Origin of the sequence: Parapedobacter composti, from assembly GCF_900112315.1 — a bacterium.
In the GTDB taxonomy this organism is placed as follows: domain Bacteria; phylum Bacteroidota; class Bacteroidia; order Sphingobacteriales; family Sphingobacteriaceae; genus Parapedobacter; species Parapedobacter composti.
Genome location: NZ_FOLL01000001.1, coordinates 683,612 through 709,619, shown reverse-complemented (window position 1 = coordinate 709,619; position 26,008 = coordinate 683,612). Strand labels below are relative to the sequence as shown.

General features: G+C 48.6%; 22 protein-coding genes and 2 tRNA genes. 12 read left to right on the top strand and 12 right to left on the bottom strand.

Features of this window, described 5'->3' with window-relative positions:
* The first annotated feature begins 62 nt into the window (after positions 1-62).
* Positions 63-368 carry a 30S ribosomal protein S10 gene (rpsJ, locus tag BM030_RS02780; RefSeq protein ID WP_090632042.1) on the top strand — a complete coding sequence of 102 codons (306 nt, stop codon included), beginning with the start codon at positions 63-65 and terminating at the stop codon, positions 366-368.
* 120 nt (positions 369-488) lie between these two features.
* Here the strand turns inward: rpsJ and BM030_RS02775 are convergent, their stop codons facing one another.
* Positions 489-1,130 (bottom strand): outer membrane beta-barrel protein, encoded by a 642-nt coding sequence (locus BM030_RS02775; protein ID WP_090970788.1) that lies wholly within the window; start codon positions 1,128-1,130, stop codon positions 489-491.
* A 265-nt stretch (positions 1,131-1,395) separates the two neighbouring features.
* On the opposite strand from BM030_RS02775, the gene BM030_RS02770 reads away from it, so the two are divergent.
* Positions 1,396-1,466 (top strand) — tRNA-Cys (locus BM030_RS02770).
* A gap of 33 nt (positions 1,467-1,499) precedes the next feature.
* Positions 1,500-1,682: a spore protein gene (locus BM030_RS02765; protein ID WP_090970787.1), complete on the top strand. Its 183-nt coding sequence runs from the start codon at positions 1,500-1,502 to the stop codon at positions 1,680-1,682.
* A 6-nt stretch (positions 1,683-1,688) separates the two neighbouring features.
* Here BM030_RS02765 and BM030_RS02760 read toward each other — a convergent pair whose 3' ends face one another.
* The 3 genes from BM030_RS02760 to BM030_RS02750 all read right to left on the bottom strand — a co-directional run bounded on the left by BM030_RS02760 (position 1,689) and on the right by BM030_RS02750 (position 5,406).
* Complete coding sequence (locus tag BM030_RS02760) at positions 1,689-2,423, bottom strand: copper homeostasis protein CutC (protein WP_244518619.1); 735 nt, start codon at positions 2,421-2,423, stop codon at positions 1,689-1,691.
* A 287-nt stretch (positions 2,424-2,710) separates the two neighbouring features.
* A complete protein-coding gene (locus BM030_RS02755) occupies positions 2,711-4,066 on the bottom strand; it encodes a M23 family metallopeptidase (protein ID WP_090970785.1) in 1,356 nt (451 codons plus the stop codon).
* Between the two features lie 182 nt (positions 4,067-4,248).
* Positions 4,249-5,406, bottom strand: a complete 1,158-nt coding sequence (locus BM030_RS02750) for an aldose epimerase family protein (RefSeq protein WP_090970783.1) — start codon at positions 5,404-5,406, stop codon at positions 4,249-4,251.
* Between the two features lie 408 nt (positions 5,407-5,814).
* On the opposite strand from BM030_RS02750, the gene BM030_RS02745 reads away from it, so the two are divergent.
* The 4 genes from BM030_RS02745 to BM030_RS02730 all read left to right on the top strand — a co-directional run bounded on the left by BM030_RS02745 (position 5,815) and on the right by BM030_RS02730 (position 8,797).
* The gene (locus BM030_RS02745) at positions 5,815-6,150 is read left to right on the top strand and encodes an ArsR/SmtB family transcription factor (RefSeq protein WP_090970781.1); all 336 of its coding nucleotides are present in this window, start codon (positions 5,815-5,817) and stop codon (positions 6,148-6,150) included.
* Between the two features lie 63 nt (positions 6,151-6,213).
* The gene (locus tag BM030_RS02740; protein WP_090970779.1) at positions 6,214-6,687 is read left to right on the top strand and encodes a DUF6428 family protein; all 474 of its coding nucleotides are present in this window, start codon (positions 6,214-6,216) and stop codon (positions 6,685-6,687) included.
* 136 nt (positions 6,688-6,823) lie between these two features.
* The gene (gene arsB, locus BM030_RS02735; protein WP_090970777.1) at positions 6,824-7,909 is read left to right on the top strand and encodes an ACR3 family arsenite efflux transporter; all 1,086 of its coding nucleotides are present in this window, start codon (positions 6,824-6,826) and stop codon (positions 7,907-7,909) included.
* A gap of 117 nt (positions 7,910-8,026) precedes the next feature.
* Complete coding sequence (locus BM030_RS02730; RefSeq protein WP_090970775.1) at positions 8,027-8,797, top strand: metallophosphoesterase family protein; 771 nt, start codon at positions 8,027-8,029, stop codon at positions 8,795-8,797.
* A gap of 176 nt (positions 8,798-8,973) precedes the next feature.
* On the opposite strand, the gene BM030_RS02725 is transcribed toward BM030_RS02730, so the two are convergent.
* A tRNA-Pro gene (locus tag BM030_RS02725) sits at positions 8,974-9,048 on the bottom strand.
* Positions 9,049-9,203: 155 nt separating this feature from the next.
* On the opposite strand from BM030_RS02725, the gene rplS reads away from it, so the two are divergent.
* Complete coding sequence (rplS, locus tag BM030_RS02720) at positions 9,204-9,551, top strand: 50S ribosomal protein L19 (protein WP_090970773.1); 348 nt, start codon at positions 9,204-9,206, stop codon at positions 9,549-9,551.
* A gap of 86 nt (positions 9,552-9,637) precedes the next feature.
* On the opposite strand, the gene BM030_RS02715 is transcribed toward rplS, so the two are convergent.
* Both BM030_RS02715 and BM030_RS02710 read right to left on the bottom strand, forming a co-directional pair.
* Positions 9,638-10,945 carry an amidohydrolase family protein gene (locus tag BM030_RS02715; RefSeq protein ID WP_090971037.1) on the bottom strand — a complete coding sequence of 436 codons (1,308 nt, stop codon included), beginning with the start codon at positions 10,943-10,945 and terminating at the stop codon, positions 9,638-9,640.
* 13 nt (positions 10,946-10,958) lie between these two features.
* Positions 10,959-13,976, bottom strand: a complete 3,018-nt coding sequence (locus BM030_RS02710) for an amidohydrolase family protein (RefSeq protein WP_090970771.1) — start codon at positions 13,974-13,976, stop codon at positions 10,959-10,961.
* A 241-nt stretch (positions 13,977-14,217) separates the two neighbouring features.
* Here BM030_RS02710 and BM030_RS02705 point away from each other — a divergent pair, with 241 nt between their 5' ends.
* Both BM030_RS02705 and yidC read left to right on the top strand, forming a co-directional pair.
* Positions 14,218-15,837, top strand: coding sequence for a CTP synthase (locus BM030_RS02705; RefSeq protein ID WP_090970769.1), 1,620 nt, complete (start codon positions 14,218-14,220; stop codon positions 15,835-15,837).
* 13 nt (positions 15,838-15,850) lie between these two features.
* On the top strand, positions 15,851-17,671 hold the full coding sequence (gene yidC, locus BM030_RS02700; RefSeq protein WP_090970768.1) for a membrane protein insertase YidC: 1,821 nt from the start codon (positions 15,851-15,853) through the stop codon (positions 17,669-17,671).
* 64 nt (positions 17,672-17,735) lie between these two features.
* Here yidC and BM030_RS02695 read toward each other — a convergent pair whose 3' ends face one another.
* On the bottom strand, positions 17,736-19,085 hold the full coding sequence (locus BM030_RS02695; RefSeq protein WP_090970767.1) for an acyl-CoA dehydrogenase family protein: 1,350 nt from the start codon (positions 19,083-19,085) through the stop codon (positions 17,736-17,738).
* Between the two features lie 25 nt (positions 19,086-19,110).
* Positions 19,111-20,739 carry an acyl-CoA carboxylase subunit beta gene (locus tag BM030_RS02690; protein ID WP_090971035.1) on the bottom strand — a complete coding sequence of 543 codons (1,629 nt, stop codon included), beginning with the start codon at positions 20,737-20,739 and terminating at the stop codon, positions 19,111-19,113.
* A 120-nt stretch (positions 20,740-20,859) separates the two neighbouring features.
* Between BM030_RS02690 and BM030_RS02685 the strand changes: the two genes are divergently transcribed.
* Entirely contained in the window at positions 20,860-21,069 is a 210-nt protein-coding gene (locus BM030_RS02685) for a hypothetical protein (RefSeq protein ID WP_090970765.1), read from the top strand.
* A gap of 72 nt (positions 21,070-21,141) precedes the next feature.
* Here the strand turns inward: BM030_RS02685 and BM030_RS02680 are convergent, their stop codons facing one another.
* Entirely contained in the window at positions 21,142-22,410 is a 1,269-nt protein-coding gene (locus tag BM030_RS02680) for a serpin family protein (RefSeq protein ID WP_244518617.1), read from the bottom strand.
* A gap of 237 nt (positions 22,411-22,647) precedes the next feature.
* Positions 22,648-23,112, bottom strand: a complete 465-nt coding sequence (locus BM030_RS02670) for a PH domain-containing protein (RefSeq protein WP_090970761.1) — start codon at positions 23,110-23,112, stop codon at positions 22,648-22,650.
* 98 nt (positions 23,113-23,210) lie between these two features.
* On the opposite strand from BM030_RS02670, the gene BM030_RS02665 reads away from it, so the two are divergent.
* Positions 23,211-23,633 carry a hypothetical protein gene (locus BM030_RS02665; protein ID WP_090970760.1) on the top strand — a complete coding sequence of 141 codons (423 nt, stop codon included), beginning with the start codon at positions 23,211-23,213 and terminating at the stop codon, positions 23,631-23,633.
* Between the two features lie 1,278 nt (positions 23,634-24,911).
* On the opposite strand, the gene BM030_RS02660 is transcribed toward BM030_RS02665, so the two are convergent.
* Positions 24,912-26,006: a hypothetical protein gene (locus BM030_RS02660; RefSeq protein WP_090970758.1), complete on the bottom strand. Its 1,095-nt coding sequence runs from the start codon at positions 26,004-26,006 to the stop codon at positions 24,912-24,914.
* Positions 26,007-26,008: the final 2 nt, after the last annotated feature.

Sequence of the window (26,008 nt, the reverse complement as noted above, 5' to 3'; positions counted from 1 at the left end):
TTTCATTTGGTTGCCTGTTGTAAATAGCTCTAACAGGCAACCTTCACTTTTAACTAAATAACATGAGCCAACGAATCAGAATCAAATTGAAATCGTACGATTACAACCTGGTGGATAAATCTGCCGAGAAAATCGTCAAAACTGTGAAACCAACGGGTGCCGTGGTAAGCGGTCCTATCCCCTTGCCTACCGAGAAGAAAGTATACACGGTTTTGCGTTCGCCACACGTGAACAAAAAAGCCCGTGAACAATTTCAGCTTTGCGCGTACAAACGGTTATTGGACATCTACAGCTCCAATTCAAAAACAGTTGATGCTTTGATGAAGCTGGAACTGCCCAGTGGCGTGGAAGTAGAAATCAAAGTGTGATCAAGCTACGATTTCAAGAAAAATTCAGAGGGCTGCTTAAAAAAGGCAGTCCTTTTTTTAAATAAAAACCCCGGGGCAATACCCCGGGGTTTTTTCGTTGTCTTTTGTAGTAGTAATCGATTAGAACGCAAAGCCTAATCCAATAGTCCAAACACGGTTCGTCAGTTTTTCGTCACCCGTAAAGAAGTTGTTATTGGAACCGCGGATATCGGTAATACCCATTCCGTAGCCACCATGAATCATCAGACCGTTGTTCAACTGGAAGCCTCCGATAAAGTTAAGACCGAAATCAGTGCCTTTAATGGTTCCGTCTTGGTCAAACTCAAATTCCCGCTCTTCAGCCCCCCAATTCGTATCGTATCTGTTTTTGCCAGAAATCCCGAACGCAACATAGGGACCGGCACCCAAGAAGAAACTACCTGCCGTCTGCACCGGAAACTTGGCGACAAAATTAACCGGCACCTCAATCCACATGGTGTTTTGTGTCACCTCCAGGTTATCGGTGTCCACAAACTTAGCACCTTTACCCTGAAGCGATACCCCTGGCTGTATATAAAACCAATCAGTCGCAATGGGCGCATCTAAAAAAGCCGTCACATGGAAGTTGGTCGCCGCGTTGGTTTCATAATTGTTATTTGATCCCGACCAATGGTATTTCGGGAAGTTCACACCGGCTTTGAGCCCGAAGCCCATCGGCTGACCTTGGGCAAATGCACCGATGGAAATACTAACCATTGCTATTGCTAATACTAACTTTTTCATTTTTGGTCTCCTTCTATTTTAATTTAATAATTGAATAATTGTGTTAAACTGTCAGCAATAATTACAAGTTATGCGCCATTACCTTAACATTAACACAACTATATGTAAATCAGCAACATAATCTAAAAAACACAACACTATGATCTGTATGATTTTTGATACACTCTGCCATAAATAAGACACTTGGAGCAACAATTGACAATTATCTATTCCATTACTTCCATTTGTCGATAATTTATATTAGCTTTGCAGTCCTTTAAAAAAGGGTCGGGTGGCCGAGTGGCTAGGCAGAGGTCTGCAAAACCTTTTACAGCGGTTCGAATCCGCTTCCGACCTCGTTTAAGAATAGTTTAACGAAACGATAGAACAATGGGAGTTACACGTTTAAAAAGAAAAGACAGAAGAAATAAAGTGGTTGCGAAAAACGAGGTACAGTTTCTGAAACTCGGCCGTAACCTTGAAATCGGCAGCCGCTCAAAGATGCCGGCGAACAGCCAAATCGTTAAAAACAATACCATTTTAAACGAGCTGGAAGCTAAATTGGGCAAGTAGGTGCCCTTACATATTCGTTAAGATATCCGCCAACCGGCGGATTTTTTCTTTTGAGGACACCCATCCTTCCCCGCCCATCCCGCTTACATGTGCATTTGCATAAACCATGGCGCTTGCCAGGGGTACCTTGGCGGAAGCGTGGAATGACTTGGCCCCCGTCATCAATGCAATTTGCGTTATATTGGTCTCATTGATTCCTGCGCCCGGCATTATCTCTATTTTCTCACCCACCTGTTCCCTTAACTTGCTAATCAACGGGGCGCCATCAAGGGCAGTGTTTTTCATCCCCGAAGTGAGCAACCTGCGGCATCCGCTTGCGGTAATTGCTTCCAATGCTTCAAAGGGGTCACGGCATACATCAAATGCACGATGGAAAGTCACGTGCATCGGCCAAGCCAAATCCACCAGTTCTGAAGTCCGCTCCTGATCCACACTGCCATCAGGCTGTAACAAGCCAACAACCACGCCGTCGCAATCCATCTCCTTACAGAACAAGATATCATCCTTCATTTCGCGGAACTCCAGATCCGAATATAGGAAGTCCCCCGCTCTCGGCCGGATCAGCACATGCATACCAATGTCCAACAATGTCCGAGCCAACCGTATCTGCCCCGGCGAAGGGGTCGTACCGCCTGCCTCCAGGTTTTGACAAAACTCCACCCGATCCGCGCCGCCTTCCTGAGCCGCCAAAGCCGAGGCTACCGAATTTGCACATATTTCAAGCCGATACATCTTTTCCATTAAAATCAGCAATTAACGAAGCCAAAGGTAAAAAACCTACCCGGCACCAAAAAAAGAATAAGTATTGAATTACCGATCAGACTGGCGTTCGGGACAGGGAGTCGCTGCCAATTTTTTGTAATTATTTATAATCTTTCTAAATAATTTATATCTTTGAGGCGTTAAGCGGAGCATCACGGCCCGCCATTAGCACACGACCTATATATGGTTTGTTTTATATAGTTGTTTAGTTTAGTTAGTAGAAACCCCGCTGATGTGAATCACCGGGGTTTTGTTTTTGATGTAATTTAAAGTATCTGAGCAGAGAATCCTTCAAGGATTCGGTTATCCTCCGGAGTCGGCTGCTCGAATAAGCGGTCAATATTGAACGCGAGCGCACTGTAGATCTCCAAATTGCTTTGCTTTTCAAAACCGAGCGACGCCAGAGTTTGCTGGTGCATACTGAGGACATTATTAAAAGCCGACCGGTATTTTTCATTGATGGGTTCAGACGGTGGAAACACCTGTGCCAATGCATCCACCTGCCGCCCGTTTTTCCAGAACCGGTAACAGACGTGCGGTCCGGTGGCCAAGCCCGTACTGCCCACATAGCCGATTACCTGCCCTTGGGCTACCCGCTGCCCTTTCTTTACGGCCCGGCGGCTCATATGCAGGTACTGGGTGGTATAAACGTTATCGTGTTTTATTTTCACATAATTGCCATTGCCGCCACTATGGGCCGACTCCACGACTACTCCGGCAGCCGTCGCCACGATGGGCGTGCCGTGAGGTGCAGCAAAATCGGTGCCGAGGTGCGCTTTCCAACGCCCTAACACCGGATGAAACCTCCTGCTCGTATAGCGCGATGAAATGCGGCTATACTTCAACGGCGCCTTTAGGAAAGTTCTACGCAGGCTTTTCCCGTTTTCGTCATAATAAGACCCTTTACCGTCAGCAGTCTCAAAATAATAAGCCTGATATTCCTTTCCATTATGCCCGAACATTGCGGACTGTATCCGGCCGGGACCGATAGGATTCCCGTCTACATACTTACGTTCGTAGACCAACTTGAACCAATCACCCCTGTTAATGCGGTAAAAATTAACCGCCCAACCATAAATCTCCGCCAACTGCACTGCCAAGTCAGGGCTGGCGCCGTTTGCCTCCAACGTTTCATAGAGTGAGCTTTGTATTACGCCGGCTACCGTTTCCATCTTGGTATCCACAGCTTTCTGCGATTTATATACGGATATCGTGTCCCGCAGATCGTATACAACATAATCTATCGGATTAGGTTGATATACAAAATAAGCGGCTTGTCCCGTTACATCCCTGAACACCGTATACTCATGCCCGGCTGCAATTTTCCGCACGTCAAATATTGATTTGGATTTATCCGCAAGGACGGATATGCGCTGCATATCCAGCTGATAACGCGTCAGAATACTTGACAGGAATTCATTGCGTTTTACGGTATTGGTTTCAATCTCGTAGCCGTCAATCGGTATCCCGAATAGCTGTTCGGGCACTTTACTTTCTTCAGCAGCTCCGGCAGTCAGGGACAACGTTTCGGGTTCAGCCTCAAAGGACGAAAAGAAAATGAAACTAGCGCCCAACACAACTACAGCAAGCACAACAAGTGCAAGTACATTCTTTTTTAACATCTTTTATTATAGGTAGTTTGAATCTCCAACAGTCGATTCCATTTAGTTTAAGTTAATTGACAACTGTAATCCTTTCGTTACCAATCGTTAACACACACAACTCAAATTGCAAATAAAGCACTTTCACTGAAAACCACAACTTTTTTAACACTTTTTTACCTTTTCCGGCAACCATGTTCCGGCTACCTTTCCGTAAGAAAACGGTATGTGCAACTGCTCCGGTACGGCGTACCGGGCTCTATTACCGTAGAAGGAAACTGCGGGTTATTGGGAGAATCCGGAAAATGCTGTGCTTCCAGGCATACGGCCACCTGTTTGTCATAGGGTTGCTGCCGTTTGCCTATGCGGGAACCGTCAAGCATATTACCCGTATAAACCTGCAATCCGGGTTCGGTGGTATATACCTCCATCACTATACCGCTTCGAGGTGAATATAGCCGGGCAGCGGGCACCAAAGGATCATGCCTGGTGTTTAACACGAAATTATGGTCAATGCCTCCGGCAACCCGCAATTGCTCGTGAAGGGTATCCCTCGCCATGCCTTCGCCGATAGCCAAAGGCTTGGTAAAATCGAACGGCGTGCCCTTTACCGGTGTAATCTCGCCGGTGGGAACCAGCGTGCTGTCTAATGGCGTAAACCCATCTGCATTTACAAAAAGTATATCGTTCAAAATAGTATTGCCCGCATCCCCGGAAAGGTTGAAAAAACTGTGGTTGGTCATATTCATAACCGTCGTCTTTGTCGTCGATGCCCGATAATCAATAGCCAATTCATTGCGATGGCCAAGGGACAGCGTGACCTCGACGTTTACCTCGCCGGGGAAACCTCCCTCACCGTCGGGCGACAAATAGGCTAAAACCAATGTACTGTCATCCGGCTGCACAGCATCAAATACCTGATATTGCCATCCTTCGCTTCCGCCATGAATGGTGTGTATACCGCTGTTCACATCAAGGCGAACCGTATCGCTACCCAGTACGAACCGGCCGTGTTTAATCCTATTGGCAAAACGCCCGATGGTCGCCCCGAATGAGGACGGCCGGGAAGTATACTCGTCAATGTTGTCAAACCCGAGCACTACATCTCGAAATTCGCCCTCCGCATCCGGCACCATCATTGAAACGATACGGCCACCGTAATTAGTGATGCAAACTTCCATACCTGCAGCATTGGTCAATACGAAAAGATCCGTTGAGTCGCCATCGATCACCCGCTGAAAATTGCGTCTATCTAATCCGGACTTTGTAAATGCTGTTGTGGTATTTCGCTGGCCGCATGCGGCAAACAAGAGCATTGAGATGGCTCCCACGACGGCGGTATTGATTATTGTCTTGATCATAATTTTAAGGTTTCTCCAAGAGCAGCGAAGATACAAATAAATAATCGGTCCCCTGCCAGACTTATCTAAATGTAATATTAACATAATACACTATACACTTTTGATTAATAAAACTTTATAATCTTTACCTAAAGAACCTTCTTTTCACTTTACGAAACACAATTATAACACTGAACATCAACAGCTTACCGAGACACATTCTTTATTTTCGCGTGTGTTTTAAAAATCGGTATTTGTGACCGCCTTTCTAAAGAAAAATTCTTCGCATGCCCGGCTCTTCCGAAAATGGGGCTAAGCCTGTACAATGCTGTTTCTGTCATCACCCTACATGGCAGGGAATCGAATATTTTTACGACAAATTGCACATGTCGCCAATTTATCGTAATATTGCAATTAATTTATACAACAATGGGGATTACCAAGACAGAAATATTCAGCGAGAAACAAAATGAGTTGGCCGTTACCTTCAAGGCGTTGGGCCATCCTGCACGCATCGCCATCTTGCAGCATATCATCAAGCAACAGTCTTGTATCTGCAATGATTTGGTTCAGGAGCTCGGATTAGCCCAACCTACCATATCCCAACACCTCCGTGAATTGAAAAACATCGGCATCATTAAGGGTACCATCGAAGGCACCAGTGTGTGCTACTGCATCGATGAAGAAATGTGGCAATCAATTAAAGATGAGCTAAACGCTTTCTTCTCGCAGGATGCGTCTGTTTGTGCCGGTAAGTGCTGTTAACATTTTTTGATCCCGTACATCGTAATAATGCGTTAATACAATATAATCAAAAAACAGAATACAATGAAATTATCTGAAGTAAAAAAGCTCCTACCGACATTGGATAACGTGGTTTTCCAACTGGAAGACGGCACGTTTGTCCCCGAACATTTCCATGTCACCGAGGTAGGAACAACAATCAAACATTTCATCGACTGCGGCGGCGTGACCCGCTGCGAAGAAGTGGTTAATTTCCAACTGTGGAACGCCGATGATTACGAGCACCGGCTGAAACCTGGGAAATTACTCCATATCATCGAGCTTTCAGAAGACAAGCTGGGCATCAAAGATGCTGAAGTGGAAGTGGAATACCAGAGCAATACCATCGGCCGTTACGACCTTGATTTCAATAGCAGCCATTTTGTGCTCAAGAATAAAGCCACGGCGTGTCTCGCACAGGATGCCTGCGGGGTTCCACCGGCACAACAACAGAACGGACTGGTAAAGATACCCGTTGGGGTATCATCATGCTGCACACCGGGCGGAGATTGCTGCTAATATGGAAAGAATAAAAAAACACTGGTGCTCTGCACCGGCAACAGTTGCCGCTGCCAGTGGCAGAAGGTTACCTCTGCCATTTCGCCACAGGCTTCCCATAAAGCCTTTACTCAGTTACTAAAAAACAAACAGCAATATGTCAGCAACGAGCTGTGCCCCTGCGGCAAAAAGAAAGAAGCTTAGCTTCCTGGACCGGTACCTTACCGTGTGGATATTTCTTGCGATGGCGCTGGGTGTGGGGATCGGTTACTTTATACCTTCCTCGGCGGGTTTCATCGATTCCTTTTCCAGCGGGACAACCAACATCCCATTGGCGATCGGGCTAATCCTGATGATGTACCCACCGTTGGCAAAGGTGAAATATGAGCATCTCGGCAAGGTTTTCAAGGACACCAAGATATTGAGTCTTTCGCTCCTGCTCAATTGGATAATCGGCCCTGTGCTCATGTTCGTGCTGGCTATCGCTTTCCTGGGGGATTACCCCGAATATATGGTAGGGTTAATCCTGATTGGGCTGGCCAGGTGTATTGCTATGGTCGTAGTGTGGAATGAACTTGCGGAAGGGAACAGGGAATATGCAGCGGGACTGATCGCCTTGAACAGTATTTTCCAAGTACTGCTCTACAGCGTCTTTGCATACCTGTTTATCACGGTACTGCCACCGATGTTCGGTATTGAAGCAACAGCGATAAACATCACCATCGGCCAGATTGCCGAAAGCGTGGGGATATATCTGGGGATTCCTTTTGCGATGGGAGTAATCAGCCGGTATGCACTCATTGCATGGAAAGGCGAGAACTGGTTTACCGGAACTTATGTGCCGTTCATTTCGCCGATCACGCTGATTGCACTGCTTTTTACCATCGTGGTGATGTTCAGCCTGAAGGGTGAACTGATCGTACAGATCCCCATGGACGTGGTGCGGATAGCCATCCCCCTGGTGATTTATTTTGCGTTCATGTTTGTATTCAGCTTCCTGCTCGGCAAGCGGGCCGGAGCAGATTATTCAAAGAATACAGCGATTGCCTTTACCGCCACGGGCAATAATTTTGAACTGGCCATTGCCGTGGCCATCGGGGTGTTCGGCATCAATAGCGGCCAGGCTTTTGCAGGAGTCATCGGCCCCCTGGTGGAAGTACCGGCGCTTATCGCGCTGGTCAACCTGGCATTCTGGTTCCGGAAGAAATATTATAGCGGCGGAGTTTCCACTGTACTGAAATGATATCGACGATGAAAAAGGAGCTTATCGAAGCGCCCTTGCCAATGGAATCTTTTGGAGGACACCGGCGAAAGCGCAAACACCAATAGAAAAAAATAAGTACGACTTAACTATATTAAGATGAGAATAGCATTATTTTCCGATATTCACGCCAATTTACCGGCGCTGGAAGCATTTTTTGAGGACCTGGAAACACGCCGTGTGGATGCTGTGTACTGCCTCGGTGATCTGGTAGGCTACAATATCTGGCCCAATGAAGTAATCGATGAAGTACGCAGACGCGGTATCCCCTCGATTGCCGGCAACTACGATTGGGGCATCGGTCGAGCCAGCGACGATTGCGGCTGCGCCTATAAAACCGATGAGGAAAAGGCCATGGGCAACGTTTCCATTGCCTATACGAATGAGGTGGTCGGCGAAGACCAGCGCGCCTATCTCCGTACATTGCCGGCCCATATCCGGTTGGAATACCAACTAAGTGATGAAAAGATGGACGTGCTTCTGGTGCACGGCAGCCCAAGGAGGGTCAATGAATACTTGTTTGAAGATCGAGAAGAAAAAAGCATGATCCGCATTATGGAGCAGGCGGGGGCAACGGTTATGTGCTTCGGCCATACCCATATACCCTATCACCGCATCCTTCCCGTGCAGACGGACGGCGCAACGCGCTACCTGCATGCCATCAACATCGGCTCGGTGGGTAAACCTAAAGACGGTGACCCGAGAGGCGGATATGTGATTCTGACAATCAATCCCGACAGTACTACAAGAAAAAAAGACAGCATCGGCGTTGATTTTATCCGCTTTGGCTATGACGTGGAAAAAGCAGCCAGAGCCGTGGAAGACAGCCCGCTTCCGGATGCTTATGCCGATATGCTCCGAAACGGATAGAACAATGTGATCGACACACCCTAACAAATATCAGGCAACAGCTACGTATTTGTGAAACGGGGTTAAGAATAGGGCAAAAACACCCTGTTATCCTTTGCCCCGAACTGATACAGGGTAAAAAAGAAAACCCCCTAAATGATTAGAGGGTTTTTTTATGTCTTTTGACATTCATGTTGTCGGGGTGGCAAGATTCGAACTTGCGACCTCCTGCTCCCAAAGCAGGCGCGATAACCGGGCTACGCTACACCCCGTCCCTGTGGGGAGTGCAAAGGTAAAAATTAAATTCAATTTCCAAAAACAACCTTGCAATTCTTTTTCACAAAACCATTTTTATATCCGGAAAATAATCGCTAATATTGCAGCTCGATTTTTACGGGATAATAATCGTTATTAATTACTCAAAATCATGGATTTAGTAAAATTTGTAGAAGAGCAGGCGGTAACAAAAAACGATGTTCCCGCATTCAAAGCTGGGGATACCGTTAGCGTCCACTATAAAATTCGCGAGGGGAACAAAGAGCGTATTCAGGTTTACCAAGGGGTTGTGATCCAACGTAATAGCATCGGCACCAACCAAACGTTTACCGTGCGCAAGATTTCCAACGGAGTAGGTGTAGAGCGTATCTTTCCGATAAACTCACCCAACATTGAAAAAATTGAAGTAAATAGCTATGGTAAAGTGCGCCGCTCGAAACTGTATTACCTGCGCGGACTTACAGGCAAGGCTGCTCGTATCAAGAGCAAGCGGATATAACACCGGATTGCCGGGAAAAAGACATTGCAGAGAAGCTATCTGAAAAAGATAGCTTCTCTTTTTTTTGTCCGTAGCATCCATTGCCGTTATTGTTCCTGTTGCTCCCCTGCCATCCCGTATTTGTATTGATAGCGTTCAAACAGTTGCTTATGCAAGTCATCCAATGTGATGTCCCGCCCTTGGATAAACGCCCGTTCAATATTGTTGCCCAGCATATCCAGTGCATCACCCGTCGATATGATAATATTAGCGTCCTTACCCACCTGCAGTGTACCCGTGCGGTCATCAATCCCCAGTATCCTGGCCGCATTGCTGGTTATCATCGCCAGCGCCTGTTCCTTATCCAAACCGTAGGCAGCTGCCGTACCCGCCATGAAAGGGAGATTCCGCTGCTGCCAGAAACCTTCAATACTATAAGCCACCAATATACCTGCATCCGTCAGTAGCTTGGCTTGCCTGAAAGGAAGGGATACATCCACATCGGTACCCGAGGGCAGCGAGTGGGGCTGGCGGAGAACGACCGCCACCTGGTTATCCTTCAGCAAGTCGGTAACCAAATGGGCCTCAGCCCCTCCCACCAGCACCGGACGAATGCCGTGCCGTTTTAGTGCGGTAACTGCCGAGATGATGTCTTTGGCTTTATTTGCATGCACGTATACCTGCCTATCGCCTGAAAACACCGCCCTAAGTGCTTCGAAACGCGGATTGACTGTATAATTGCCCGTTAACTCACCATAGGCCCTGGCCTCCAGCAAGTAATCGTTCAACAAGTCTATCTGCGATTGTACCTGGTCTTGAGCGGCGGCATTACCTGAACGTGAAAAAGGAATAGCAGGCCAATGGACATGAATACCTTCGTCAACCTTGTAAGCGGCATCTTCCCAATTCCATGCATCCAACTGCACAATGGACGATTGACCGGAAATCAAACCACCCTGGGGCGTTATTTGTGCCAGCAGTATCCCGTTGGAACGCAAGGTATTTATCACCTTGGAGTCGGTATTGTAGGCAATCAGCGACCGGACATGTACGTTATTCTCCCCAACTTCGGCGTAGTCGGCCGTTGCCTTCACCGACTGGATTTCCACCAGCCCCAGGTTGGTGTTTGGCGCGACGAAGCCAGGATAGATATGTTTCCCCGTCGCATCAACGGTGTGCGCCCCGGCAGGTATGGCGGCGGTACTTCCTACACCAATAATCTTACCGCCTTCAAACACCAGTGTCCCATGCTCAATAACCCGGCCATCACCCACATGGATAGTGCCCCCGGTTATGGCAATCGCCTGTTCCTGGGGTTTGGCAGGATAGATGGTAGGTTGGGCTCCCGCGCGGTGAACAGCTATTATTCCTATCGCCAGGACGTAAAAATATGTTGTGATTGAATTTGCTTTCATTGTGGTGTTCCGGTTAGTAGTCTGCATGTTCGTCCAGTTCAGCAATTTCACCGATGGTATCGCAGTGGTATTCCCTGTTCGGCTGTGCCACCGGGCGCTGTGTAACACCGCCACCCCGCTTAGCTTCCAGCGATTTACGGATGAGGCGTGCCCGCTCGGCCTCCACAGCCTCCTGCTTGGCCGCATTTTCTTCAATATCCCAGTACTTTACGCCGTCCACGAATGTCTTTTCGGCCTTGGCGTATATGGACAACGGTTTATCGCTCCACACCACTACATCGGCGTCTTTTCCAGAAGCGATACTTCCCACGCGGTCATCCACATGAAGTATCCTGGCAGGATTGAGCGTGACCATCTTCAAGGCGTCTTCTTCGCTTACCCCGCCGTACTTGACAGCCTTCGCCGCTTCTTGGTTCAACCTGCGGGCCATCTCAGCATCATCGGAGTTAATGGCAGTTAGTACATTACGTTTATGCATCAAGTAAGCGTTGTACGGTATGGCTTCCTGCACTTCCATCTTATATGCCCACCAATCTGCAAACGAGGCCCCGGCTATGCGCCTGCGGGCCATCTCATCAGCTACTTTGTAGCCCTCCAGTATATGGGTAAACGTATTTACCGTAAACCCCATACTGTCACCGACGTGCATGAGCATGTTAATTTCAGACTGCACATAGGAATGACAGGTGATAAACAGCTTTTTATCCAGGATATCAACCAATGCGTCAAGGGTCAGGTCGCGCCGCAATGAAGGATCATTTGCAGCCCTGCGGGCTTTGTATTCCTTTGCCCGGGTAAAGGCATCATAAAATACCTGTTCCACCCCCATGCGGGTTTGTGGGAAACGAGTACCAACGATATTCCAGTTGCTTTGCTTCACGTTCTCGCCGAGCGCACATTTGATAAAAACATCGTTATTGCCGAATTTCAGCCCTTCAGGATTCTGACCCCAACGCAGCTTAATCAGTTGCGACTGCCCCCCGATGGTATTTGCCGACCCGTGCAGTAAATGAGAGGCAGTAACTCCGCCAGCCAGTTGCCGGTAAATGTTGATATCTTCTGAATTGATCACATCGCCTATCCGTACCTCGGCCGTAACAGAATGGGAGCCCTCGTTTACTCCGCGTGTGATCGCGATATGCGAATGTTCATCAATGATGCCGGGGGTCACATGCTTACCGGTGCCATCAATCACCGTGGCACCGGCAGATGACAGGTTTTGCCCCACGGCTTTTATCTTACCGTCTGCCAGCAAGACATCGGCATTTTCCAGAATACCTTCTTCTGTGTTAGTCCACACCGTAGCGTTCTTAATCAACGTGGGCACCGCCTTGGGTAGCTCCTCGTTACCGAACGCGACGAACGGATAAACCAGCTTACCGTCAACAGCAGGCATGTTTCTTTCCGCTTTCCGCCTATCCGTTATCTTTGCACTATATGCCGCAACATAAGTGGCCGTCCAAGCATGGGAAGCCCCGTCCGGCAGCACCAGTTCGCCTTTCAGCACCACAGGATCTTCCGCTGCTATATAGCCGCTCACACGGATACTTCCCTGCGGTCCCTTAGGGTTAGCGCTGAAGGACAGTAGATCACCCGTGCGGGATATTGTTGCCTTGGTGGTATCGCTGCCTATCGCGAGGTGAGCATCCAGCTTACCCTGCCGGTCGTGGACAAAGAGTTTAGCCATGCCCATGCCGGGCAATTGTGTAGCGTATTCTCCCGATATGGATTTCCCCTGCCTCTGGGAAACGACAAATTTCTTTCCCTGCACCCAGTTTTCATGGATAATGGTTCCCTCCTTAAACAACGTGTCGCTCGTGATAATGAAGTTGGCCAACTTCCCTTTTTCGAGTGTACCCAACTTATCCGACAGTCCCAGCATTCCGGCAGGAATTTCCGTCAGGGACTGCAATGCATAGTCTTCCGAAAGTCCGTTATCTATTGCCAAGCGAAGGTTGGTCCAGAAATCACGGAGATTATCCAGGCCTATCGGTGAGATTGCGAAGCGGACACCTGCCTTCTCCAACATGGCCGGATTAGCCGGCGCCATCTCCCAGTGTTTCAACTGAGCCAACGTAACGTTGCGGGCATCCGCCGGATCTTCCACATCATAGGCTTTGGGAAAGGTAAGCGGAACAATCAGGCTCGCATTGGTAGCCTTGACGTCTGCAAGGCGCTGGTATTCGTTACCTCCTGTTTTGATGATATAGCTTTTTCCGAACTCCTTGGCAATCCTGTCGATCCGAAGAATGTCCAGCACATCGCTCGCTTCGAAAAACTGGGGAAGCGATTGCAATTTACCGAACGCATCCAAGGAGATATTATATTCGTCTTTTTGCTTTTGATACCATTGGCTATCATAATAGGTTTGCCGCAACAAGGCGATTGTGCCCATCAGTGACGACGGGTAGCTCGTCTGCGCTGAGCCTTTGCTGAACGAATAATGTGCTCCCGCTTCCGGCATGACGATTACCTCGTTCGCCCGGCCATCGGCCAGTGTGGCGACCACAGAGCTTCCCCGGGCGATACCATCGCGTATGACCGACTGCACAGCTCCAAAACCGATTTTCCTAAGTTCTTCGCCCTGCCGCTCATCTACCGTGAAATGTTCCTTAGCAGCCACCTCCGGTCGTATGGCTTCGTTCCACCCATAGGGCCCTGTTTTGGTCGATTCAAAGATCTGGGCGCGCCGACCGCCTGACGTCTGCTGGCTCGTGGTCCGGCCATTACCGGGTTGTCCGTACTCGCTGAACGCATCAATGAAAGCCGGATAAATGAACTTACCCTGTAAATCGATCACTACGTAACCTTTGGGAACAGACTGAGTTCTGCCGACCGCCGCAATGCGTTGTTCGTTGACCAACAATGTACCGTTTCGAATAACCTCTCCGGCCCTTACCACGATATTGGCGTTGGTAAAAGCAAACAACGCCGGGCGCTTGTCATGCGACCCGTTCACGGGATAGGTCTCCTGCGCCATTAACAGGACGGGGATGAACATTGAAAAAAGAAAGAGTATCGGTTTTCTCATCTTGTAAAGGGTGATTCCGACCAAAAATATACGGATAATGTGATTCCGGCACAAGAAAATCAATACGTAATAGGAAAGTTACGCATCCGGAAAAACCCTGCCCGGCAGGCGGCCGGCCTGCAACATAAATTTCTTTTAGCCCGAATTCAGAAAAAAGACCTATATTTGCATCCCGTACACAAACGTGATGTTCGAGGCGCTTTTAGCTTAGACCGCGTATAAAATACACCCAGAATTTGTCATGACTAAATACATTTTTGTTACGGGCGGCGTTACCTCGTCGTTGGGAAAAGGTATTATTTCGGCGTCTTTGGCCAAGCTGCTTCAGGCACGGGGCTACAAAGTAACCATCCAGAAATTCGACCCTTACATCAATATCGACCCCGGCACGCTTAATCCTTATGAACACGGCGAATGCTATGTCACTGAAGACGGAGCAGAAACCGACCTTGACCTTGGCCACTACGAACGTTTTCTCAACACGCCTACGTCTCAGGCCAACAATGTCACTACCGGACGTATTTATCAGTACGTGATAGACAAGGAACGTGAGGGGGCATACCTCGGCAAAACCGTCCAGGTTGTACCGCACATCACAGACGAAATCAAGCGGCGGATGTGCCTGCTTGGCAAAAACGGCGATTATGACATCGTAATTACCGAGCTTGGAGGCACCGTAGGCGATATTGAGTCGCTGCCTTTCATCGAAGCGGTGCGCCAGTTGCGCTGGGAGTTAGGCACGAACAACTCATTGGTCATCCACCTGACGCTGGTTCCTTTCCTCGCCGCGGCCGGCGAGTTGAAAACCAAACCTACCCAGCACTCGGTAAAGACACTGTTGGAGTATGGCGTGCAGCCCGATGTGCTGGTGTGCCGGACCGAACACCACCTCAATTCGGATATCCGCAAAAAGCTGGCATTATTTTGCAACGTTAATGTCAATGCGGTGATCGAATCCATCGATGCCCCATCTATATACGATGTACCCCTGTTGATGCTCAAGGAGCAATTAGACAAGACCGTACTTACCAAGCTTAAGCTCTCCACCAAAAGCGAGCCAGACCTCAACAACTGGAAAGTCTTCCTGGGCAAACTGAAAAACCCCACGGCTGAAGTGTCCGTTGCGCTCGTAGGAAAATACGTCGAGCTTCCCGATGCCTATAAATCCATCAATGAAGCGTTCATACACGCCGGCGCTGTGAACGAATGCAAAGTGCGGGTAAAATATATCGCCGCTGAAAGCATTACGCCGGACAACGTAGAAGAAAAGCTGAAAGGTGCATGCGGCGTGTTGGTGGCTCCTGGATTCGGCGAACGCGGCCTGGACGGCAAGCTGGCTGCTATCCGCTATGCCCGCGAGCATAACGTACCGTTCTTTGGTATCTGCCTTGGCATGCAATGTGCCGTTGTGGAGTTTGGCCGGAATGTCTTGAAACTAAAAGGCGCGAACAGTTATGAAATGGACCCCCAAACCCCGCATCCGGTTATCCATCTGATGGAAGAGCAGAAAAAGGTCAAGAATATGGGCGGCACCATGCGCCTGGGGGCTTATGACTGCGAGCTCAAGAAAGGCAGCAAGGCCGCTGCAATTTACGGAAAGGCACGGATATCCGAACGGCACCGCCACCGGTATGAATTTAACAACGACTACCTGGCGCAATACGAAGCGGCAGGAATGATTGCATCAGGCATCAACCCCGACAACAAGCTTGTCGAAATCATCGAACTCAAAAACCACCCATTTTTTGTAGCCGGACAGTTTCACCCTGAATTAAAATCGACGGTTGCAAATCCTCACCCACTTTTTGTTAGTTTTGTAGCCGCTTCCTTGGCACATCGCAAAGCAGCGAAACAGAAATAGCGCAGATTTAGAAATGGACAGAAATTCAATTACAGGGCTCGTTTTAATTTTCGTCATCATCGCCGGCTCATTTTATTTGATGCAGCCATCCGAAGAGGAACTAAAACGGGAGCGCCAATTACAGGATTCCCTTGCCCGCGCGCGGGCGGGCATCGAACAGATAGACAGCGACACATCAGCAACGCCACAGCGTACCGCCATCGACTCCACTTTACTTAGTGGGCCCTTCGGAACCGCCCTGCAAGGGGAAGAGCGCCTCGTCACCCTTGAAAACGAATACATCAGGGCCAGCATCAGTACGAAAGGCGGCCGCGTAAAATCGGTAGCGCTTAAAGGCGAGACAACCTATGACGGACAACCGCTCGTGTTATTCGATGGCGATAACAACAAGTTCGGGCTGTTTTTTTCGGCGGCTGGAAAAAATATCATCACCAATGACCTTTATTTTACCACGGCCGACGGCGATGTTCATGTCACGGGGCAGGACTCAGCTTCGGTAACGCTCAGGCTGACTTATGCCGACAATAAATACATCGACTATATTTACTCCATTAAAGGAGACAATCATAACCTGGGCTTTACTATCGTGACCAAGGGATTACAGGACATTGTAGCTCCCACAGAAAGCCAACTGATACTTAATTGGGAGGCAGCACTTACGCAGAAGGAAAAGGATATAGCGAGCGAGCGCCAACGCTCTACCTTGTACTATGCCCTTGAAGATGGTGAAGTTGATCATCTCGGCACGGACGGCGATGACGAGGAAGAACTCAAAGAACAGGTGGAATGGATATCGTTCAAGCAACATTTCTTCTCCAATGTTCTGGTAGCTGAAAACGGCTTCAAGGGCGGCAAGGTAAATGTGTATTCCAGCCCCGAAGCTAATATCATAAAGCTGTTTTCGGCCAATATGCGGCTCGATTTCGGCCGCCAAGAGGTAAACACCTACCCTATGCATTTCTTCTTCGGCCCGAACCAATACAAGGTGCTGAAAGCCCATGGGTACGGACTGGAAAAACAGATAGACATGGGCTGGGGGCCGATGAAATGGATCAACCGGTTCATCACCATCCCTGTATTTACCTTTTTGGACAGCTTCAACTGGAGCTATGGCTTGGTTATCCTCATCCTCACCGTAATGCTGAAACTCGTCCTTTCCCCATTGACCTACCGCTCGTATGTATCAATGGCCAAAATGCGGGTGCTGAAACCGGAGATGGATCAGATCAAGGAAAAGGTAGGACAGGACAATCCGACCTTACTGCAGCAGGAATACCTCAAACTGTACAAGCAGGCCGGGGTAAACCCGTTGGGAGGCTGTATACCGCTACTCCTGCAGATGCCTTTTACCATCGCTTTCTTTTTCTTCTTCCCCAATCTGTTTGAGCTACGGGGCGAGAGCTTTCTGTGGGTAAAGGATCTATCGACATACGATTCGCCCATCACCTTCCCCCGGATACCTATTATCGGCATGGACCACATCAGCCTGATGTGTATTCTGATGACCGTGGCCACGCTGCTTTCCACCTGGTATAACAATTCAATTTCCGGGGCTACGGGGCAGATGAAATACATCGGCTATTTCATGCCGCTGATTTTCCTCTTTGTATTGAACAGTTTCCCTGCCGGTCTTAACTATTATTACCTGCTTTCTACCGTGTTCACCTTCGGGCAGCAACTGGTTATCCGGCAGCTGATCAATGACGACAAAATACTCGCCATCATTGAGGCCAACAAGAAGAAGCCCGAAGCACAGAAGAAATCGAAATTCCAGCAACGTATGGAAGAATACATGCGCCAACAGCAAGCGCAAGCAAAAAAGGGCAAGAAGTAATTATAGCCACCTTTGTCGAAACACAGAAGCCAGGAAATCATCCCGGCTTCTGTGCGTTACAGCCCTACACGAAGGCGCTAAATCCGGTAATCGACCGGCCAACGATGAGCGAATTGATTTCTTTCGTGCCTTCGTAGGAGTAAATGGCTTCGGCATCGGCCAGGAAGCGCGCCACATCATATTCCAGCAGAATACCATTACCGCCCATTACCTCGCGCGCCTGGCTCACAATGTCGCGGGTGCGGAGCGTACAGAAGACTTTGGCCAGCGAAGCATGCTCATCCCGCAGCATTCCTGCATCCTGCAGCTCGGAAAGGCGATATACCAATGTCTGCATGGCCGTAAGGTTAGATAGCATTTCCACCAGGTGGTTTTGGATTAACTGGAAGGAAGCAATGGGCTTACCAAACTGTTTGCGTTTACGCGTATAATCCAGTGCATTTTCATAGGCCCCGTTTGCACATCCCACAGCCATCCAAGCCACACCGGCCCGGGTGAGCTGCAATACTTTAGCCGTATCTTTGAAGGAGTTGGCATGCTGCAGCCGGTCGTTTTCCGGCACGATGCAATCCCGTAGCGTAATCAACCCGTTCTGCACGATGCGCAGCGCCATCTTGCCTTTGATTTTTTCCACCTCAAAACCCGGAGCACCTTTCCGTACCAAGAATCCCTTCACTTCCCCGTCATCCACATCCTTGGCCCAGATAATGGTTACATCAGCAAAGGGAGCGTTGCCAATCCATTTTTTCTGCCCATTAAGCACCCATCCCCTATCGGTTTTCCTGGCCGTCACGGTCAGTCCACCCGCAGCGCCGGATCCAACCTCGGGTTCGGTAAGGCCGAATGCGCCAATCAATTTCATCTGTTGCATGGCAGGCAACCATTCCTGTTTCTGCTCCTCAGAACCGCACAGGTAAATTGACCCCATGGCCAATCCGCTTTGCACGCCGAAAAATGTAGCAACTGAAGCATCAATCCGTGCAATTTCCATGGCAATGATGCCTTCCATCAATGATGATTTGCCCGCACAGCCATAACCCTTATAGGTGAGGCCGCAGATATTCAATTCAGCCAGCTTGGGGATGATCTCGAACGGAAATTCATCACGCAGCCAATAGTGGTTAACCAATGGCCGTATTTCGTGTTCCATGAAATCCCGCACCTTGAGCTGCAAGGCACGATCCTCGTCGCTCAGCCGTAAATGCAATTCATAGAAGTCGCCGTTAATTGGCGGCAATTCCTTTTTAGGCCTTCCGCCGTCCAGCATCTTCATCAAGCCCTTAAGCTGTTTATCATCCAGCTTGGAAAAAGATTCCATCGCTTTAGGCAGGTCTATCTTTCGCGACAGCTTATCCAGTTGTTCAAAATCGATGCTTTTGAATAACTGGTAAGCCTTTTTGATTTTTGAGAACATCGTGCTTTTTTTAATAGTACAACCATTACGTCTGTATAACCCCTACATTGAACGGCTTTTCAACCGGTGACTGATTGGCCGCTTCAATACCCATGGAAATCACCTTGCGGGTATCGAGCGGATCGATAATAGCATCTACCCAAAGTCGTGCCGCTGCATAGTATGGCGTAGTTTGCTCGTCATACCGTTCAGTAATGGTCTTGAGCAATGCCGCTTCGGTTTCCGCCTCGATCTCTTCGCCCTTAGCCTTTAAAGATGCCGTTTGAATCTGGAGTAGTGTTCTGGCCGCCTGTGAACCACCCATCACCGCAATCTTCGCCGAAGGCCATGCCACGATAAGCCGTGGATCATATGCTTTACCACACATGGCATAGTTGCCCGCACCGTACGAATTGCCCATGACAACGGTAAACTTAGGCACCACCGAGTTGGCCACCGCGTTGACCATTTTAGCGCCGTCTTTGATGATACCCCCATGTTCCGCACGGCTGCCCACCATAAAGCCCGTTACGTCCTGAAGGAAAACCAACGGTATCTTCTTCTGGTTGCAGTTCATGATAAAGCGCGTGGCTTTATCTGCTGCATCCGAATAGATCACGCCGCCGAACTGCATTTCCCCTTTGTTGGTTTTGACTACCTTTCGCTGGTTCGCCACGATCCCTACTGCCCAGCCATCCACACGGCCCAAGCCGCATACTATACTCTGCCCGTACAGTGCTTTATATTCCTCGAATTCAGAGTGGTCTACCAATCTGCGGATAATCTCCTTTGTATCATACGGTTTTTCGCGCGACGCCGGTAGTATCCCATAGATCTCGCGTGCGTCCGATTTAGGGGGCGCTGGCTTTACACGGTCAAACCCCGCGTCTTTGGGTTTACCCAGCATTCCCATGATTTTCCGGATAGAATCCAGGCATGTTTTGTCGTCCGGCTGTTTATAGTCCGTCACCCCTGAAATCTCGCAATGTGTGGTTGCACCACCCAGCGTTTCGTTGTCCACCGATTCACCGATGGCCGACTTGACCAGATAAGACCCCGCCAGAAACACTGAGCCCGTACCTTCTACAATCATGGCCTCATCGCTCATGATGGGCAGGTAAGCGCCGCCGGCTACACAGGCGCCCATGATAGCCGCAATCTGTACGATGCCTTCACTGCTCATCCGGGCATTGTTGCGGAAGATGCGTCCGAAATGCTCCTTATCCGGGAATATCTCATCCTGCAGGGGAAGGTACACACCGGCGGAATCAACAAGGTAAATAATGGGCAGCCGGTTTTCCATGGCAATTTCCTGCGCACGCAGGTTTTTCTTGGCCGTCATCGGAAACCAAGCTCCCGACTTTACGGTAGCGTCATTAGCCACCACCACGCATTGCCGGCCGGATACATAGCCGATGCCCGCCACTACACCTGCCGAGGGGCAGCCACCATGCTCGGCATACATCCCTGCTGCAGCAAGTGCACCGATTTCCAACCAGGGCCTATCGCTATCCAGCAGGTAAGCGATCCGTTCGCGGGCCAACAATTTACCTTTCGCTTTCTGCTTGTCAGCCGCCTTGTCTCCGCCTCCGGCATACACTTTTTTCAGCCGATTTTTGAGCTCGGAAACCGCCTGCCTGTTCAGATCCTCATTTTGGTTAAACTCAAGGTCTATCATCGTCCACAAGATACGGGTTCCTTTAAATTATTTAAAATTTTTGGGTTACCTTTTTCAGGGCCGCTGTATTAAAGGGTAAATAAACAAATTTGTTTTAACCAAAAAAGGAAATTAACAATGAAAAACGCATTTAAATTCGGTTTTTTAGGCTTAGCGCTTTCTGTTGCCGTTGCAGCTTGTAACTCAGGCACTTCTAACGGTGAAAACACCGCTGATTCATTGACAAATGAAATTGAAGCGGATGTTAATGCAACTACCGATTCTATCGACTCTATCGGCGACGCTGCCGTAGATTCGCTTGATTCATTAGCTCAAGATTCTTTGTAAGAAAAACCGATTGAAAAAACAAAAGGGAAGCCCAAACGCTTCCCTTTTGTTTTTGCTCCCGACTGCAACGATCTATATCGCCTTGGTTTCTTCAATTGATGGGTTGTTCACCTGCCCTAAAAACAAGATTAACCCGGTATTCATTTCCCGGATTGCGAAAAGGAAAGGGCGTTTTACGTTAAGTGTATAAACACTTGGCCCAACAGAAGTAAGCTCGACACCTACCGAGGTAACCGCTGCCGCTTCCGTACCCTCTTCGTTCACTTCGATAAAGGACTTATGTTTCACTTCGCTGATGACGAGGTTCCGTCCTCCCCCAATTCCCGAGAAATCCGCTTGTGGGCTGAATGCTATCCCCATCCCCATGCCGCTCAACTCATCATTCAACTTGTTTTCATAACTGAATTTGAATTTTGGCAGCGCCAATTGGACTTCCGCGGTGCGAAAGGCGCCTACCACCGATGCCCACGCTTCTGGGCCGACCAATTTTTCCGCCAATTGCGCCGGTGTGGTTCCTCCTCTCGGCATCAATACCACCATACTGTATTTTCTATTGCCATAAGGGAGTTCTATGGCCTCCGCTTCATCCGTCGCCGCCAGATTGAACTTATGTCTCACCTGCATAAAATCCGTTTGCAATGTACTACCATCTGGTAGCGAAAACACGCCTCTTTTGGTATCCGCTTTTTTGAAACGCTGCTCCCATGTACCTTTGAAATAAACCGCATTGATGAGGTACATAACCATATCGGCAGGAATACCGTTGTCAATGATGGTCGGTATTTTCTTTCTTGTTTTATTGCTTACCCAGTTATTTATCACATCCCGGGCAGCGGGGTCGGCAAAATCCAACGCCGACACATTGGCATTGTAGAACGTACCGTTGATATTCAAGAAATCCGGCAATACGTGGAAGCCCTGTCTGTACCAGATGGAGTTAGCAATGTCCAGCGTAGTTCTCGGATCGAGAGCGGGCAGGTCAGTCAATAACTTCTGGTAATAAGCGTTAATGGTTTCCGTATCGAACCCGTCAAACTTCAGCGTTTGTTCAATCGCTCGGCGTGTTTCACCCACCGCCCCGTTATTGGTCATCGCCAAAGCAACACCCACGCTCAAAGGCGATAGCAGTGCATTTTCATTGGCCTTCAGGTTTGTTGTTGCCGTTCTGAACAGCTCAAAAGCAAACCGATTGTCATTCCCCGCTTTTTGTTGTTCTGCAGCTGTAAGTACCAAATCCTTGCCCGGCCCCAGTTTTTCCGGCGCCGCCTTATCGCAGGAGGCAAAGCCAAGCATGGCAATGGCCGACAAAGCTGTTCTGTAGGTGATTAATCGATTCATCATTGGTGTTGTTTTACAGGATAGACGGATTTGGGCAACAAAATGCTACACCTCCCCCATCTTATTTTCTGCAAAATTTCTGCAAGCGGTATCATTTTTGAAACAACATTTAAAACCCCGGAAAAAGCTGTTGGAAAACGTTTGCTGAACACGCAGGGAATTCGCCATCCATTCCAAAACTCCGGAGACTCGGTTCGGAACGTTTGCGAACCGGTAGGACGGACGAATTCTACGACGCTGCTATAAAGACTTGATTTTTTCCTTGCCAACGATTTGGATATCAGGATTTACATCACGCAACGCTGCGGCAAACGCTTCATTACTGTCTGGCGAAAAATAGATTTCGTCATACCGGTTATATTTCACAACTACCCCTCTCCGCGCCAGGGCGGGTTTGAGTCCGGACCACATGGTTTCTCCTATGACGACTTCGCGTATCGCTGTGACGCGGATTTTCCCGCGGATCGGACCTGACCGGAAATAGACAAAGGCTTCGTCTACAGAATAGCGGGTATCAAACCACAACCAAAACATAAGACCTATTACAAGTCCCAATATAATGAGCCCTAAAACCTCTACTTCGTTGCCCGGCTGCGTGATACGGTTTAGCTCGGCAACCAATACAAAGAGCATCGTCAATACGGTGCCCAGGATAACCACTCCGAACAACGGATCTCTCCGGCTTTTGAAGTGTATTCGTGCCATGGTCAAAGATAAACAATATTTTTTTCAATAAACGGGTGTAGCGATTACGAGGCTTATTCCGTTATACGAATCAACTAACAGAAATAAACTACGGCACAATGAAACAACGGTTATATAGTTGGAGCACCCTACTTTTCATCGGTTCAGCCCTTTTTCTTACCAGTTGCCAGAAGACCGAATTGGACGGTATCGTCATCGATTTCCGCAATGTAAGCGGCAAAACGCTGAACAATCTATCTGTCAATGGCCAGCCTTTAGGCACCCTTTCGAATGGCAAGTCTTCAGGTGTCAGGCGGTTTGACACATTCGGCATGGATTCCGGAATGCCGGACTGTCAAATCGAAGCAACAGTGGACGACCAGCTATTGGAGGGAGTTTCCAGGTTTTTCTGGTGCGCCACGGAGAAATCTGCGTTGAAACCGGGGCGATATACCATTGAAATTACGCTATCTCCCTGGACCTCATATAACGAAGCCGGAGAACTGGTAACAAGCGACTATTTGTATTTACAGTTTAAATAGGCATAAATCTCCGTAAACAATCGTCGATAAACCAACATCACAATCAACGCGATTTCAAAGGAATTTATTGGGCACTTGTCCAATTTGGGCCTATCTCCATGTTTAACTTAGGCCAACCTTCCCCCAAATTCACATAAAACAGTATACTTGCATGAATATAAGCAGCCTTTTCTTTTTAGTTTATCAGTTAACAACCGAGCAAACTCCGAACGAGTAAAAGGTATCTATAAGGGATGGATAGGAAAACAGTACAGCAGAGGTAACACTGTGTGGGCGCGACTACCGAACCCCAGCTGGCGTGCCAGCATACTGCTATGGCTGTGATGGGCCTTGGGGGGTGTATATACTTGTCAAATTGCGGGTTGCAACCTCGATGGACAACCAGCCTAAAGTATTGTGCCTTGTATATACCTTTCAAATTTGGATCTGTAACACCCCCAGATGACCTGACCGATGTTGTCGCTTAGTTGTATATACCTTTCAAATTGTGATCACCAACAACGTAACCATTTCTTTTAAGATGTTTCCGAACGTTGTATATACCTTTCAAATTGTGGTCACCAACAACTAAGCGGCACGCCATCCATTCCATACATCAGTTGTATATACCGTTCAAATTGTGATCACCAACAACAAAACTTGCATTTCCATAACAATGCACAAGTTGTATATACCTTTCAAATTGTGATCACCAACAACGCGCCCGGTAATAATAATTACAGAGGCCCTGTTGTATATACCTTTCAAATTGTGATCACCAACAACAGCGTCTACTTTTAGCTGTTGCATAGTAACGTTGTATATACCTTTCAAAATTGGATTAATAGTGCCGTTCCTTGTAAAGCCGTAATTTATGGCTGTTGCATATACATTTCAATTTGAGATTGAGATCAGCAACAACAGTCAACAAGCGTTGCCGATGAAATCTATATGTTGTATACACCTTTCAAATCCGGGCCAGCAACGATAGTGGACTTACTATAAAAAACTCGTCTCATTTGTATATCTTTCCAAAAGCGATATCAATTTGACAACCGAAAGGTTATGGATACTCCAAAACTCTAAACGAGAGACATCATTGTTGTATACATCTTTAACATAAGTTCTAAGGCCGATAATTACATATACGGCAAATCGCAAGCGGCCGTCGTATACACCCTCAAATATTTTCGCAAACGAGACTCTGTTGTAAATAAAAAGTATTCAGTGAGTGTCAACCTGACCTCACCCTGCGGCTGTACAAGCAGCCTCTAAAATTTCAAAGAACTTCGTGTCTGCCTACTCCTCAATCACATTTATCCCCGCCTTCTTCGCCTTATAGGCAATCTTTTCCTTCAGCCCGTAATAACTCCAGTTGCGGAGCAAGAACTCCTCGTCCTTCGCCACCTCCTCTTTCTGCTGTTGGTTTACCAAAAGCAATGTGCCTGCCTCAGACTTCACGCACAGGTCAATCAGCCTTCGGCTGTACAGGTGCAGCCGGTTGTCGACATACCGCTTTTCTTTCGCATCCCAGTCATCGAGGCTTTTCAGCTTGCGCCGGCGGCCTCTGCCCGGGCGGTTGTACGTGGAGCCCCGCTGCAGGCGGTGCCGCGCGGCCTGAATGGCCAGCCTACGGTGCAGGAATTCCTCCTTGTTGCCAATTTGGAACTGGGCCTTCCCTACCTGCAACACGATGGGGTGTTCGATGGAGAGCGACGCTTCGGCGATTACCGTATCTTTCAACCGGTGCTCGTCGCGCTCCATCTCAAAGGCCGCGAGCAGGTACAGCTTGCCTTTATCGATTTTTAGGGAACTGGTGCAAAGCTTCAGCGTACCCGCCATATGGCGCTGGATGAGCACCCGCTTGTCCGTCTTATCTTTGCCAAGGTAGGTCTTGAAAGGGATTTTGAACAGCGTGAACCGGAATTCCCGGTGCTTCTCGTCGGCCACGAACTTCAGCAGTTTGCCCGAAAAGGGCAGCGGGATGCTGCGCTTATAGTTGCGCAGCGACTTCTCCCCTTTCCAGTACGCACTGCGCTCGCTGCTGTAAACGCTGTGAAGCGAATTGTTCAGGTTGGAAAAGATGTCCGAGGGCATCTTGCCCAGTAGCTTGGCGGACAGCACGCGGTAGGTGGTGCTCATCCGCGAGGTATTCAAAACGCCCCCGGCATCCTTGGCGCGGTCGGCCAGCTTTACCTTCACCTCATCGGTAAAGTAAATCAGGTCTTTTACCCGATCCTGTACATACAGGTGGGTGAAAATCAGGTTGGCGGCCTGAAAAGCCATAAACTGCCATTCGTACAGCTGTTTGTAGTGTGCATCTTTCTGCTCCTTGTCTTCGCAGTCTACATATATCTGTATTTTCCGTGTCAGGATGATGGTCTTCTTTTCCATGG

Bases quoted from the DNA above. Each gene is read 5' to 3' on its own strand.
- BM030_RS02740 (WP_090970779.1), top strand. From the start codon at position 6,214: ATGAAATTATCTGAAGTAAAAAAGCTCCTACCGACATTGGATAACGTG.
- rpsJ (WP_090632042.1), top strand. From the start codon at position 63: ATGAGCCAACGAATCAGAATCAAATTGAAATCGTACGATTACAACCTG.
- BM030_RS02730 (WP_090970775.1), top strand. From the start codon at position 8,027: ATGAGAATAGCATTATTTTCCGATATTCACGCCAATTTACCGGCGCTG.
- BM030_RS02755 (WP_090970785.1), bottom strand. From the start codon at position 4,066: ATGTTAAAAAAGAATGTACTTGCACTTGTTGTGCTTGCTGTAGTTGTG.
- BM030_RS02775 (WP_090970788.1), bottom strand. From the start codon at position 1,130: ATGAAAAAGTTAGTATTAGCAATAGCAATGGTTAGTATTTCCATCGGT.
- BM030_RS02660 (WP_090970758.1), bottom strand. From the start codon at position 26,006: ATGGAAAAGAAGACCATCATCCTGACACGGAAAATACAGATATATGTA.
- BM030_RS02760 (WP_244518619.1), bottom strand. From the start codon at position 2,423: ATGGAAAAGATGTATCGGCTTGAAATATGTGCAAATTCGGTAGCCTCG.
- BM030_RS02680 (WP_244518617.1), bottom strand. From the start codon at position 22,410: ATGATGAATCGATTAATCACCTACAGAACAGCTTTGTCGGCCATTGCC.
- rplS (WP_090970773.1), top strand. From the start codon at position 9,204: ATGGATTTAGTAAAATTTGTAGAAGAGCAGGCGGTAACAAAAAACGAT.
- BM030_RS02695 (WP_090970767.1), bottom strand. From the start codon at position 19,085: ATGTTCTCAAAAATCAAAAAGGCTTACCAGTTATTCAAAAGCATCGAT.
- BM030_RS02710 (WP_090970771.1), bottom strand. From the start codon at position 13,976: ATGAGAAAACCGATACTCTTTCTTTTTTCAATGTTCATCCCCGTCCTG.
- BM030_RS02705 (WP_090970769.1), top strand. From the start codon at position 14,218: ATGACTAAATACATTTTTGTTACGGGCGGCGTTACCTCGTCGTTGGGA.
- BM030_RS02665 (WP_090970760.1), top strand. From the start codon at position 23,211: ATGAAACAACGGTTATATAGTTGGAGCACCCTACTTTTCATCGGTTCA.
- BM030_RS02685 (WP_090970765.1), top strand. From the start codon at position 20,860: ATGAAAAACGCATTTAAATTCGGTTTTTTAGGCTTAGCGCTTTCTGTT.
- BM030_RS02670 (WP_090970761.1), bottom strand. From the start codon at position 23,112: ATGGCACGAATACACTTCAAAAGCCGGAGAGATCCGTTGTTCGGAGTG.
- BM030_RS02765 (WP_090970787.1), top strand. From the start codon at position 1,500: ATGGGAGTTACACGTTTAAAAAGAAAAGACAGAAGAAATAAAGTGGTT.
- yidC (WP_090970768.1), top strand. From the start codon at position 15,851: ATGGACAGAAATTCAATTACAGGGCTCGTTTTAATTTTCGTCATCATC.
- arsB (WP_090970777.1), top strand. From the start codon at position 6,824: ATGTCAGCAACGAGCTGTGCCCCTGCGGCAAAAAGAAAGAAGCTTAGC.
- BM030_RS02715 (WP_090971037.1), bottom strand. From the start codon at position 10,945: ATGAAAGCAAATTCAATCACAACATATTTTTACGTCCTGGCGATAGGA.
- BM030_RS02750 (WP_090970783.1), bottom strand. From the start codon at position 5,406: ATGATCAAGACAATAATCAATACCGCCGTCGTGGGAGCCATCTCAATG.
- BM030_RS02745 (WP_090970781.1), top strand. From the start codon at position 5,815: ATGGGGATTACCAAGACAGAAATATTCAGCGAGAAACAAAATGAGTTG.